Consider the following 12,613-nt stretch of genomic DNA (forward strand, 5'->3'; position numbering starts at 1 on the left):
GCCCTCACCCGCAATGTCCGCTCCCGCCGCGCTGCGGCCCGTGCACCTCACCTCTCCTCCCCCGCCCGCGCACCGGACCCGCTTCCGCCCCGACATCGAAGGGCTCCGGGCGTTCGCCGTGCTGGCCGTCCTCGCCTTCCACGCCTCCGTGCCGGGGCTGGCCGGCGGCTTCGTCGGCGTGGACGTCTTCCTCGTCATATCCGGCTATCTGATCACCGGGCTCCTGGTCCGGGAGGCCGTCACCACCGGACGCGTCCGGCTGGGCGAGTTCTTCGCGCGCCGGGCCCGCCGGCTGCTGCCGTCGGCGGCGGTGGTCCTGGTCGCGGTCGCGGCGGCCGGGGCCTGGCTGACCGTGCCGCTGCGCCGTACGGACCTGGAGAACGACGTCGTCGCGGCGGCCCTGTCCGTGGCCAACTGGCGGTTCGTCCACCAGCGCACCGACTATCTGGCGGCCGGTCAGGACGAGAGCCCGCTGCTGCACTTCTGGTCGCTGGCGGTGGAGGAGCAGTTCTATCTGTGCTGGGGCCCGCTGCTCGCCCTGCTCGCCTTCCTCACCGCCCGCGCGGTGCGCCGGGGCCGGGCCCTGCGGCCGGTGGCGGTCGCCGTCACCGCCGTGCTGACCCTGGTCTCCTTCGCCCTGGCGCTGCGCTGGACGGACGACTCCGTCTCGCTGGCGTACCTCGGCACGCCGTCCCGGGTCTGGCAGTTCGGCACCGGCGCGCTGCTGGCACTGCTGCCCTGGCATCTGCTGCCCGGCCCGCGCGTGCTGCGGCTGCTGTGCGGGTGGGCGGGCGCGGGCGCGCTCGTGTGGTGCGTGCTGCGGTACGACGCGTCGACGCCGTATCCCGGTTACGCGGCGCTCGTCCCGACCCTGGCCACGGCGGCGGTCCTGCTCGCCGGGGCGCCCGGCCGGGGGCCCGAGGCGCCCGCGCGTCTCGGGGTCGGGCGGCTGCTCGGGCTGCGCGGCCCCCGGGCGGTCGGCCGGCTGTCGTACACGCTGTACCTGTGGCACTGGCCGGTGCTCGTGCTGGCCGAGGCCCGCTTCGGCACCCTGGGCTGGCCCGCCAGGGTGGCGCTCACGGCGGCCTCGGTGCTGCCCGCCCTGGCCACCCGGCACTGGGTCGAGCGGCCGCTGCGCCACAGCCGTACGGTCTCCGAGCTGCCCCGGCGCGGTCTCGCACTGGGCGTCGCGTCCGTCGTCATCCCGCTCGTCCTGGCCCTGGTGGTCGGCACCACCACGCTGAAGCTGCTCGGCCCGGCCACCCCGGTGGACCTGAAGGGCCTGCCCGCGGGCGCGGTCACCGGCCCCACCCTGCTGGCCCGGACCGGGGCGCAGGCGGGCGCACCGAACCGCCCCATCGTGCCCAACCCCGTCCAGGCCCGGCAGAGCTTCCCGCCGGACGAGGCGTGCGAGGTGGCCCCGGCGGTCACGAGCAGCCCGCCCTGCCTGTTCGGGGCGGTGGACAGCCCCGACCGGGTCGTCCTGCTCGGCGACTCGCACGCGGGGCAGTGGTTCTCCCCGCTGCTCAGCCTGGCCGCCGAACGCGGCTGGGCGCTCGAAGAGCTGGTGAAGCAGGGCTGCCCCCTGGCGGAGCTGACCGTGGTGAATCCGCAGCTGGGGCGGGCGTACCACGAGTGCGACACCTGGCGGGCGGCGAGCCTCGCCCGGCTGGCCGAGGGCCCGAAGCCCCGGCTGATCGTCGTCTCCTCGCTGAACCGCTACACCGATGACCAGGACGCGCTGCTCAGGGGCTGGGAGCGGACGCTGAAGCCGCTGCGGGCGCTCGGGGTGCCGATCGTGTACATCGAGGACACCCCGGTCCCGGGCCGCGACGTCCCCGCCTGCGTCTCCGGGCACCTCGCGGACCCTGAGCCCTGCGCCTTCGACCGGAAGAAGTCCCGGTGGCCCGACCCGCTGGCCCGGAAGGCGGCGGCCGGCAGGCTGCCGGGGGTGCGGTCCGTCTCCGTGAACCCGGTGCTGTGCCCGGCCTCCGGCCCGACGTGCCCGGCGGTCCTGGACCGGGTCCTGCTCTACCGCGACGACACCCACCTGACCGATGTGGCCGCCGTGGTGCTGGCGCCCCGCCTCGAACGGCTCCTCACGGAGGCGGCGGGCCTCGGGACCGGCGACGGCTGGACCACCCTGCTGGACGAGACGTTCGACGGGCCCAGGGGCAGCCGCCCGGCCGCCTCCCGGTGGCTGTACGACAAGGGCACCTGCTATCCGGGCTGCCCGGCCGCGCAGTGGGGCACCGGCGAGATCGAGACCATGACCGACTCCACGGACAACGTCCGGCTGGACGGCGAGGGGGCGCTGGAGATCGTGCCGACGCGGCGTGACGGGCGGTGGTACTCGGGCCGCATCGAGTCCCGGCGCTCCGACTTCGCGCCGCCGCCCGGGGGCGTCCTGCGCATCGAGGCGTCGATCGCCCTGCCGGACGTGTCCGGCGAGGCGGCCGGGGGCTACTGGCCCGCCTTCTGGACGATGGGCGCCGGGCTGCGCGACGGGTACACCGGCTGGCCGGCCACCGGCGAGATCGACGTCATGGAGTCCGTCAACGGGCGCGAGTCGGTCTTCGGCACCCTGCACTGCGGGACGCTCGACGGCGGCCCCTGCGAGGAGCCGGTGGGGCTCACCTCGCCCCGGCAGAAGTGCGCGGGCTGCCGCGGCGCCTTCCACACGTACGCCGTGGAGGTCGACACCGCACCGGGCGCCGAGGAGGTCCGCTGGACCCTGGACGGCCGGGTGTACCACCGGGTGAAGGCGTCCGCGACGGGCATGGACGCCTGGGAGGCGGCGCTGCTGCGCGGCCAGTTCCTGATCCTGGACGTGGCGATGGGCGGGGCGCTCCCGGCCGCCGACGGCGCTACGCCGGGCCCCGCGACGGAACCGGGCCACCCGATGCGGGTCGACCGGGTCACGGTGTCCACCCGGGAGGGCGCCGCCTAGGTCCTGTCTTCGGACTCCCCCGCCGCCGCGAAGGCGCCCCGGGCCAGCCGGTGCAGCAGCGCCGCCGTCTCGGTGCGCCCGGGCAGGGCTCCGGGGCGGCCCAGGTGCGGGGTGGAGTTCAGCAGCCCGAAGACCGCGTGGACGGCGGCGCGGGCCTCGTGTTCGGGCAGGTCCGGGTAGAGGTCGCGGACGACGGCGACCCACACCTCGACGTACTGCCGCTGAAGGCGGCGCACCCGCTTGCGGTCGGTGTCCCGCAGGCGGTCCAGCTCCCGGTCGTGCAGGGTGATCAGGGGGCGGTCGTCGAGGGCGAAGTCGATGTGGCCCTCGATGAGCGCGTCCAGCAGGGCCTCGGGCGATCCGTCGCCGGAGGCGGCGTCCTCGGTCACCCGGAGCTCCCCGCCGGCCAGCAGCCGTTCGCTGATGCCGACGAGGAGCTCGGCGAGCATCGCGTCCTTGCCGGGGAAGTGCCGGTAGAGACCGGGGCCGCTGATGCCGACGGCGGCCCCTATCTCGTCGACGCCGACACCGTGGAAGCCGCGCTCGGCGAAGAGCCGGGCGGCCTCCCGGAGGATCTGCTCGCGGCGGGTGGGAGCCGCGACGCGGGCGGCGGCATGGGTGCTCATGAGCAGCCATTCTAGACAGGCGGGTTAGCGCTCGTTAACCTGTGATCACGTTAACGCTCATTAACACGGTGGCGTTGGCGATCGGAACGGCGCGGTACGGGCAAGGGGGCTCGACACGATGCAGCAGGCACCGGTGCTGACGAGCGCGGCGGATCCCGCCTCGGCGGCCTGGCAGGCCAACGAGGCGGCGCATCACGCGCTCGCCGACGAGCTGCGCAAGCGGCTCGCCACGGCCAGGCTCGGCGGAGGTGAGAGGGCCCGCGCCCGGCATGTGGCGCGCGGCAAGCTGCTGCCCAGGGAGCGGGTGGACACCCTGCTCGACCCGGGCTCGCCCTTCCTGGAGCTGGCCCCGCTGGCGGCCGAGGGGCTCTACGGGGGCGCGGCACCGGCCGCCGGGGTGATCGCCGGGATCGGCCGGGTCAGCGGCCGGGAGTGCGTGGTCGTCGCCAACGACGCGACCGTCAAGGGCGGCACGTACTACCCGATGACCGTGAAGAAGCACCTGCGGGCCCAGGAGGTGGCGCTGGAGAATCGTCTCCCCTGCCTGTACCTCGTGGACTCGGGCGGCGCCTTCCTGCCGATGCAGGACGAGGTCTTCCCGGACCGCGAGCACTTCGGCCGGATCTTCTACAACCAGGCCCGGATGTCGGGCGCCGGCATCCCGCAGATCGCGGCGGTGCTGGGCTCCTGCACGGCGGGCGGGGCGTACGTCCCGGCGATGAGCGACGAGGCCGTCATCGTCCGGAACCAGGGCACGATCTTCCTCGGCGGCCCGCCGCTGGTGAAGGCCGCCACCGGCGAGGTGGTCACGGCCGAGGAACTGGGCGGCGGCGAGGTGCACTCCCGTACGTCGGGCGTCACCGACCACCTCGCGGAGGACGACGCGCACGCGCTGCGGATCGTCCGGAACATCGTGGCCACGCTGCCGGACCGCGGCGCGCTGCCCTGGTCGGTGCGGCCGGTCGAGGAGCCGAAGGTGGACCCGGCCGGGCTGTACGGCGCGGTCCCGGTCGACTCGCGTACGCCGTACGACGTGCGCGAGGTGATCGCCCGGGTGGTCGACGGCTCGCGGTTCGCCGAGTTCAAGGCGGAGTACGGCACGACGCTGATCACCGGCTTCGCGCACATCCACGGCCACCCGGTCGGGATCGTCGCCAACAACGGCATCCTGTTCTCCGAGTCCGCCCAGAAGGGCGCGCACTTCATCGAGCTGTGCGACCAGCGCGGCATCCCGCTGGTCTTCCTGCAGAACATCTCGGGCTTCATGGTCGGCCGGGACTACGAGGCCGGCGGCATCGCCAAGCACGGCGCGAAGATGGTCACCGCCGTCGCCTGCACCCGGGTCCCGAAGCTGACCGTGGTCGTCGGCGGCTCCTACGGCGCGGGCAACTACTCCATGTGCGGCCGGGCCTACAGCCCCCGCTTCCTGTGGATGTGGCCCAACGCGAAGATCTCCGTCATGGGCGGCGAGCAGGCCGCCTCCGTCCTCGCCACGGTCAAGCGCGACCAGCTGGGCGACGACTGGAGCGCCGAGGACGAGGAAGCCTTCAAGGCCCCGATCCGCGAGCAGTACGAGACCCAGGGCAACGCGTACTACGCCACCGCCCGGCTCTGGGACGACGGGGTGATCGACCCGCTGGAGACCCGGCAGGTGCTGGGGCTCGCCCTGACCGCGTGCGCCAACGCGCCCTTGGGCGACGCCGGCTTCGGCGTCTTCCGGATGTGAGGAAGAGATGACGATGTTCGACACGGTCCTCGTCGCCAACCGCGGCGAGATCGCGGTCCGGGTCATCCGGACCCTGCGCGAGCTGGGCGTCCGCTCGGTCGCCGTCTTCAGCGACGCGGACGCGGACGCGCGGCACGTACGGGAGGCCGACACGGCGGTACGGATCGGCCCCGCGCCCGCCTCCGAGAGCTACCTCAGCGCGGACCGGCTCCTGGAGGCCGCCCGCCGCACCGGCGCGCAGGCCGTCCACCCCGGCTACGGCTTCCTCGCGGAGAACGCGGCGTTCGCCCGGGCGTGCACGGAGGCGGGGCTGGTCTTCATCGGGCCGCCCGCCACCGCGATCTCGCTGATGGGCGACAAGATCCGGGCCAAGGAGACGGTCGCCGCGGCGGGCGTCCCCGTCGTCCCCGGCTCCTCCGGGAGCGGGCTGAGCGACGCCGAGCTCGCCGATGCGGCGGCCGGGATCGGCATGCCGGTGCTGCTGAAGCCCTCGGCGGGCGGCGGCGGCAAGGGCATGCGGCTCGTCCGGGACGCGGCGGTGCTCGCGGACGAGATCGCGGCGGCCCGGCGCGAGGCCCGCGCCTCCTTCGGCGACGACACGCTGCTGGTGGAGCGGTGGATCGACCGGCCGCGCCACATCGAGATCCAGGTCCTGGCCGACACCCACGGCAACGTGGTGCACCTGGGCGAGCGCGAGTGCTCGCTCCAGCGCCGCCACCAGAAGATCATCGAGGAGGCCCCGTCCGTCCTGCTGGACGAGGCGACCCGGGCCGCGATGGGCGAGGCGGCCGTCCAGGCGGCCCGCTCCTGCGGGTACGTCGGCGCGGGCACGGTGGAGTTCATCGTCCCGGGCAGCGACCCGTCCTCGTACTACTTCATGGAGATGAACACCCGCCTCCAGGTCGAGCACCCGGTGACCGAGCTGATCACCGGACTCGACCTGGTGGAGTGGCAGCTGCGCGTCGCGGCCGGTGAGCCGCTGCCGTACGGGCAGGACGCCGTCACGCTCACCGGGCACGCCGTGGAGGCCCGGGTCTGCGCCGAGGACCCGGCGCGCGGCTTCCTGCCCTCCGGCGGCACCGTGCTCGCGCTGCACGAGCCGCAGGGCGGCGGGGTCCGCACCGACTCCGGGCTCGCCGAGGGCGGCGAGGTCGGCAGCTTGTACGACCCGATGCTGTCCAAGGTCATCGCGTACGGCCCCGACCGGGCGACCGCCCTGCGCCGGCTGCGGGTGGCCCTCGCGGACACCGTCGTCCTCGGCGTCCCGGTCAACGCGGGCTTCCTGCGCCGCCTCCTGGCCCACCCGGCCGTGGTGGCGGGCGACCTTGACACCGGCCTGGTGGAGCGCGAGGTGGCCGCACTGGTCCCGGAGGGCGTGCCGGAGGAGGTGTACGCGGCCGCCGCGCTGCTGCGGCAGCACACCGCGTCCGCCGCCGCCCGCCCCGCGCCCGGCGCCTGGGCCGACCCGTTCTCGGCGGGCAACGGCTGGCGGCTCGGCGGCGCCCCGGCCCGGACGGTGCTCGACTTCCACATCCCGGGCCACGACCCGGTCCAGGTGGGCCTGCGGCCGTGCGGCGGCGGGGACACCGAGCTGACCTTCGGCCATGTCGGCGAGGGCGCGAGCCCGCCCGCCCCGGAATCGGGGGCCTGCGGACCGCTGGGACCGCTGCCCGGTACGGCGGAGAAGGCCAGGACCCTCGCGGCCGGTGACGGCCGGATCGCGTTCGAACTCGCCGGGGTCACCCATGTGTTCGCGTACGCGGTCTCCCCGGAGGGGCACTGGCTCGGCCGGGACGGCGACAGCTGGCACGTCCGGGACCACGACCCGGTCGAGGCGTCGCTGACCGGCGCCGCCCGCTCCGGCGCGGACACGCTCGCCGCGCCGATGCCCGGGACGGTGACCGTGGTGAAGGTGGCCGTCGGGGACGAGGTCGCCGCCGGGCAGAGCCTGCTGGTCGTGGAGGCGATGAAGATGGAGCACGTCATCTCCGCGCCGCACGCCGGGACCGTGACCGAACTCGACGTGACCGCCGGGTCAACGGTGGCCATGGACCAGGTGCTCGCCGTGGTCGTGCCCGCCGCCGGTGCCGGGGAGGACGCATGACCGCCGACGCCCGCGCCCTGCCGATGACCGTGCCCGCCGAGGGGCTGCCCGCCCGGGTCCGCATCCACGAGGTCGGCGCCCGCGACGGCCTCCAGAACGAGAAGGAGGTCGTCCCGACCGAGGTGAAGGCGGAGTTCATCCGCCGGCTCGCGGTCGCCGGGCTGACCACCATCGAGGCCACCAGCTTCGTGCACCCCAAGTGGGTGCCCCAACTGGCCGACGCCGAGCAGCTGTTCCCGATGCTCGGGGACATCGCGGACGTCGGTGACGTGGCGCTGCCGGTCCTCGTCCCGAACGAACGCGGGCTGGACCGGGCGCTGGCGCTCGGGGCCCGCGGGATCGCGGTGTTCGGCTCCGCCACGGAGACCTTCGCCGCGCGCAACCTCAACCGCACGGTGGACGAGTCGCTGGCCATGTTCGCGCCGGTGGTGGCCCGGGCCAAGGCCGAGTCGGTGCACGTGCGCGGCTATCTGTCGATGTGCTTCGGCGACCCCTGGGAGGGGGCCGTGCCGGTCGCGCAGGTCGTCCGGGTCGCGAAGGCGCTGATGGACCTCGGCTGCGACGAGCTGTCCCTCGGCGACACCATCGGCGTCGCCACCCCCGGCCACGTGACCGCGCTGCTGACCGGGCTCAACGAGGCCGGGGTGACCACCGACGTGATCGGGGTGCACTTCCACGACACGTACGGGCAGGCCCTGTCCAACACCCTGGCAGCGCTCCGGCACGGCGTCTCCACGGTGGACGCGTCGGCCGGCGGCCTCGGCGGCTGCCCGTACGCGAAGAGCGCGACCGGAAACCTCGCCACCGAGGATCTCGTGTGGATGCTCGACGGCCTCGGTATCGAAACCGGGGTCGACCTCGGCGAGCTCACCGCCACCAGCGTGTGGCTCGCCGGACATCTGGGCCGACCCAGCCCGTCCCGTACCGTCCGCGCCCTGTCCCACAAGGAGCAGTGATACCCCGATGTCCCTGGACCACCGGCTGACCGCCGAGCACGAGGAACTCCGCCGCACCGTCGAGGAGTTCGCCCATGACGTCGTCGCCCCGAAGATCGGCGACTTCTACGAGCGGCACGAGTTCCCGTACGAGATCGTGCGCGAGATGGGGCGGATGGGCCTGTTCGGGCTGCCGTTCCCGGAGGAGTACGGCGGGATGGGCGGCGACTACCTCGCGCTCGGCATCGCCCTGGAGGAGCTGGCCCGGGTCGACTCCTCGGTGGCGATCACGCTGGAGGCGGGCGTCTCGCTGGGCGCGATGCCGGTGTACCGCTTCGGCACCGAGGAGCAGAAGCGGCGGTGGCTGCCGAAGCTCTGCTCGGGCGAGGCGCTGGGCGCGTTCGGCCTGACCGAGCCGGACGGCGGTTCGGACGCGGGCGGCACCCGGACGACCGCCGTGCGCGACGAGGCGACGGGCGAGTGGGTGATCAACGGTTCCAAGTGCTTCATCACCAACTCCGGTACGGACATCACGGAGTTGGTGACGGTCACGGCGGTGACCGGCCGCAAGGAGAACGGCGCCCCGCTGATCTCCTCGATCATCGTCCCCTCCGGCACCCCCGGCTTCACGGTGGCCGCGCCCTACTCCAAGGTCGGCTGGAACGCCTCGGACACCCGCGAGCTGTCCTTCGCCGACGTGCGCGTCCCGCTGGAGAACCTGCTCGGCGAGGAGGGCCGGGGCTACGCGCAGTTCCTGCGCATCCTGGACGAGGGCCGCATCGCCATCGCGGCGCTCTCGACGGGCCTGGCGCAGGGCTGTGTGGACGAGTCGGTGAAGTACGCCGCCGAGCGGCACGCCTTCGGGAAGCCGATCGGCGCCAACCAGGCCATCCAGTTCAAGATCGCGGACATGGAGATGCGGGCGCACATGGCCCGCATCGGCTGGCGGGACGCGGCGTCCCGGCTGCTGGCGGACGAGCCGTTCAAGAAGGAGGCGGCCATCGCCAAGCTGTACTCCTCGACGGTGGCCGTGGACAACGCCCGCGAGGCGACCCAGATCCACGGCGGCTACGGCTTCATGAACGAGTACCCGGTGGCCCGGATGTGGCGCGACTCCAAGATCCTGGAGATCGGCGAGGGCACGAGCGAGGTCCAGCGCATGCTGATCGCCCGGGAGTTGGGGATGCAGGCCTGAGCCCGGGGCGGCGCGGCCCGTCCCTCGCGGGATACGGGAAACCCTGGCCCTCGGGCGCCGGATGGCCAATGATCGGAGCATGCGCGCACAGGACAAGCAGGAGACCGCCGCCTCCCCGGTCCGGACGGAGCCCGCTGCCGCCCGCTCGGCCGGCACCCCCGGCCCGGCCGTGCTTTCCGGAGCGGTGGGGCCGGTCGGCCTGACCGCTCCGGCGGGCGCGGTCGGCTCCGGCGGGCCGGTGCCCGGGGAGCGGTTACGGGCCCTGCAGCGCTCGATGGGCAACGCCGCCCTCGCCCGGGCCCTGGAGCAGCAGTGGCAGGACGACTGCCGCGTGCCCGGGCTCTCCCACGGCGAGGGCGCGTCGGCTCCCGTACAGCGCTCGACCGTGCCGGACGTGCTGCGCGGCCCCGGGCGGCCGCTGGGCGAGGCCGTCCGGACGGAGATGGAGGCACGCCTCGGCGCCGACTTCTCCGATGTGCGGCTGCACACCGGGCCGGCCGCCCAGCGCTCGGCGGCCGAGGTCGGGGCCCGCGCCTACACCTCGGGCAGCCATGTCGTCATCGGCTCCGGCGGCGCGGACCGGCACACGCTGGCCCATGAGCTGACGCACGTCGTCCAGCAGCGCCAAGGGCCGGTCGCGGGCACCGACAACGGCTCGGGGCTCCGGGTCTCGGACCCCGCCGACCGCTTCGAGCGCGCGGCGGAGGAGAACGCCCGCCGGGTGCTGGCCGGTCCCGTCCCGGCCGAGGCGGCGCCCGTACAGCGGACGGCGGACGGCCCGGCCCGTACCGGCGGGGAGATCGCCGTACAACGCCTCGGCGAGGGCGAGGCGCCCTTCGACCACGCGCAGTACTACGCGCACACGAACTGGCAGGCGTCGGCCGAGCAGTTCGAGCAGCGGCTCGGCGCGTACGCCTTCCGGCATCCGAAGGCGCTCGCGGCGGCACGCAAGACTGTCCACCGGCTCAAGCAGCTGCTGATCGCGTACTCGCGCGTCGCCCACAAGGACTCGGCACTCGCCAACAAGGCGTTCTTCCAGGACGACCGGACGAGCGGCGGGCAGGTGGGCGAGAAGATGACCACCGCCCAGATCAACGATTTCTTCTCCCGGGACGGCAACGTCCGTGAGCTGATGACCGCCGTCTACAACGCCGCCTACTACAACAAGGGCGCCCAGCTGTCGCTCAAGGAGATCCTCAACGCCATCATCGGGCCGCAGCCGCAACTGGCGTCGACCCTCGGCATGAACGAGGAGGAGCTGAAGAAGCACTCCGCGTTCCTCAACGGCTGGACCCGGCCGGTCCTGTGGGCCGGGGCCAACCTCGTGGGCAAGGGCTACAACTACGAGAAGGACCCGTACGCCCTGGGTGGCCTGCTGTGGCAGTCGGAACCGGAGACCCTGGTCGGCGACACCCGGGAGATGATCGACAGCCAGGGGCCGCGCAAGGAGCGCGACGAGGCCGCCAAGGCGTCCCACCGCAAGTCACCCCAGGACTACGAGGACCGCGGCGCCCCGCTCAGCGCGCGTGAGCTGGAGTTCGCGGGCAAGCCGGGTCCGACCGACAAGCTGCCCTGGAACGAGGGCGCGGCCTACTGGGAGATCCAGCAGAACGAAGCCTGGCCGAAGGCGAACGCCGAGCGGGGCATCCCGATCGTCGCCGGCATGTCCGGCACCACGACCCGGATGCTCAAGACCTTCCAGTGGATCAACGTGTCCGGGGTGGACGTCTTCGACTACCGGATGGCGCTGATGGGCTGGATGCTGCCGTCCTGGGACCACTCGCTCTACGAGATCCTGCGCGGCTCCTGGGCGGCCGGGGTCAAGGGGCCGGGCGAGACCGCCGCCCGGGCGGGCAAGGGCGCGGCGCTGATGTACCAGACGATCGCGCCCTTCACGGAGGAGGAGCTGCGCCAGAACGTCTGCGTCGACGGGCAGTTCCCGCACGAGCTGATGTATCTCGCGGAGGCCAACGCGGCCCGTGCGGTCGCCCCCGCGGCCAGCGGCTTCATGGAGCCCGGCCAGGCGACTGCCGGTCTGGCGCGGGACAAGTACGACGCGTTCGTGGCGGGCGACGTCCTGCCCGCCACGAAGCAGATCACCGAATGGAAGCAGCGGAACGACGGCGCCTCCACCCAGGCCGTCGCGGAGAAGTTCAAGCCCGCGCACGCGACCGCGCTGATGACCTACACCGGTGGCGCGCACCAGATGATCAACTCGGTGCTGCGCAGCCGGCTGCTGCCCGAGGGGTACGCGCCGTACGGGACAGGCGGCCTGGCCGCCGCGGGTGCCGAGGCCATCTCGCTCCAGCAGATCAAGAAGCAGCTCAAGTGGGCCGCGCAGGACCCCGATGCCGAGCCGGTGAACACCCTCGACGAGGACCCGGTGATCGCGCCACAGCTCGCGGCCGCCAAGGGCACGAACCAGGCGGCCAAGGAGGCGGCCATCGCCGTCATCGACGCGCGCGTCGACCTTCTCGCGCCCGTGCTGTTCGAGGAGATGAAGGCGCACGCCGACATGACGATGGAGGCGCTGACGCGGCTGCCTCCCGTCACCGGCACCGTCTTCCGCGGCGACTGGAACGCGGGCGGCGACGAGTCGGTGTACCGGCTCGGCAAGCAGGCCGCGGTGAACTACCGGCCGGGCTCCGTCTTCACCACCTCCTTCGACAGCACCAGCCGGGACGAGCCCGTGGCCATGGACTTCATGCGCGATCAGAAGGTCTCCGGCAAGGCGACGCACCGCATCCTGCTGGAGCTGACGCTGACCGGGAAGTACGGCCGCGACGTCGAGCCCTTCCACCGCTACCAGGCCACCGAGGCGGAGGTCCTGCTCATGCCGGGCGCGAACTTCAAGGTGACCCGGAGCGAGTGGAGGCAGGACCCGAGTCACAAGGCGGACAAGGGCGGCAGCGACTGGTACGAGCACGTCTGGGCGACGGAGGCCTGAGGGCGGCGCCCCGCTCACGGGGCCGGACCCCGTCGACAGGTCGACAATGCGTGAGGTTAGGCTAGCCTTCCCTTGAACGTGTCACCTGCCGGTCTCCGGCTCGTACGAAGGCGGATTCCGTCATGAGCAC

General features: G+C 73.5%; 7 protein-coding genes. 6 read left to right on the forward strand and 1 reads right to left on the reverse strand.

The annotated features are described in order from the left end of the window. Positions 1 to 13 precede the first annotated feature (13 nt). Positions 14 to 2,950 (forward strand): acyltransferase family protein, encoded by a 2,937-nt coding sequence (locus AMK18_RS18470; RefSeq protein ID WP_073863605.1) that lies wholly within the window; start codon positions 14 to 16, stop codon positions 2,948 to 2,950. Here AMK18_RS18470 and AMK18_RS18475 read toward each other — a convergent pair. Beyond that, the gene (locus AMK18_RS18475; protein WP_073863606.1) at positions 2,947 to 3,576 is read right to left on the reverse strand and encodes an SACE_7040 family transcriptional regulator; all 630 of its coding nucleotides are present in this window, start codon (positions 3,574 to 3,576) and stop codon (positions 2,947 to 2,949) included. The two genes, AMK18_RS18470 and AMK18_RS18475, sit on opposite strands and share 4 nt — an antisense overlap. A 118-nt stretch (positions 3,577 to 3,694) precedes the next feature. Between AMK18_RS18475 and AMK18_RS18480 the strand changes: the two genes are divergently transcribed. From AMK18_RS18480 to AMK18_RS18500, 5 genes are all read left to right on the forward strand, one after another. Further along, complete coding sequence (locus tag AMK18_RS18480) at positions 3,695 to 5,302, forward strand: carboxyl transferase domain-containing protein (protein ID WP_018105734.1); 1,608 nt, start codon at positions 3,695 to 3,697, stop codon at positions 5,300 to 5,302. A gap of 7 nt (positions 5,303 to 5,309) precedes the next feature. Continuing rightward, entirely contained in the window at positions 5,310 to 7,406 is a 2,097-nt protein-coding gene (locus AMK18_RS18485; RefSeq protein WP_079199305.1) for an acetyl/propionyl/methylcrotonyl-CoA carboxylase subunit alpha, read from the forward strand. After that, positions 7,403 to 8,362 carry a hydroxymethylglutaryl-CoA lyase gene (locus AMK18_RS18490; RefSeq protein ID WP_073863607.1) on the forward strand — a complete coding sequence of 320 codons (960 nt, stop codon included), beginning with the start codon at positions 7,403 to 7,405 and terminating at the stop codon, positions 8,360 to 8,362. The genes AMK18_RS18485 and AMK18_RS18490 overlap by 4 nt, the downstream gene beginning before the upstream one ends. Positions 8,363 to 8,369: 7 nt before the next feature. Further along, the gene (locus AMK18_RS18495) at positions 8,370 to 9,536 is read left to right on the forward strand and encodes an acyl-CoA dehydrogenase family protein (RefSeq protein ID WP_018105731.1); all 1,167 of its coding nucleotides are present in this window, start codon (positions 8,370 to 8,372) and stop codon (positions 9,534 to 9,536) included. A 79-nt stretch (positions 9,537 to 9,615) separates the two neighbouring features. Continuing rightward, positions 9,616 to 12,483, forward strand: coding sequence for an eCIS core domain-containing protein (locus AMK18_RS18500; protein ID WP_443333225.1), 2,868 nt, complete (start codon positions 9,616 to 9,618; stop codon positions 12,481 to 12,483). Positions 12,484 to 12,613 lie beyond the last annotated feature (130 nt).

Origin of the sequence: Streptomyces sp. CB01249, assembly GCF_001905735.1 — a bacterium.
Taxonomy (GTDB): domain Bacteria; phylum Actinomycetota; class Actinomycetes; order Streptomycetales; family Streptomycetaceae; genus Streptomyces.

What these genes read in the sequence shown, in the direction of transcription:
- AMK18_RS18470 (WP_073863605.1), top strand. Translation starts at nt 14, where the DNA reads ATGTCCGCTCCCGCCGCGCTGCGGCCCGTGCACCTCACCTCTCCTCCC.
- AMK18_RS18475 (WP_073863606.1), bottom strand. Translation starts at nt 3,576, where the DNA reads ATGAGCACCCATGCCGCCGCCCGCGTCGCGGCTCCCACCCGCCGCGAG.
- AMK18_RS18480 (WP_018105734.1), top strand. Translation starts at nt 3,695, where the DNA reads ATGCAGCAGGCACCGGTGCTGACGAGCGCGGCGGATCCCGCCTCGGCG.
- AMK18_RS18485 (WP_079199305.1), top strand. Translation starts at nt 5,310, where the DNA reads ATGACGATGTTCGACACGGTCCTCGTCGCCAACCGCGGCGAGATCGCG.
- AMK18_RS18490 (WP_073863607.1), top strand. Translation starts at nt 7,403, where the DNA reads ATGACCGCCGACGCCCGCGCCCTGCCGATGACCGTGCCCGCCGAGGGG.
- AMK18_RS18495 (WP_018105731.1), top strand. Translation starts at nt 8,370, where the DNA reads ATGTCCCTGGACCACCGGCTGACCGCCGAGCACGAGGAACTCCGCCGC.
- AMK18_RS18500 (WP_443333225.1), top strand. Translation starts at nt 9,616, where the DNA reads ATGCGCGCACAGGACAAGCAGGAGACCGCCGCCTCCCCGGTCCGGACG.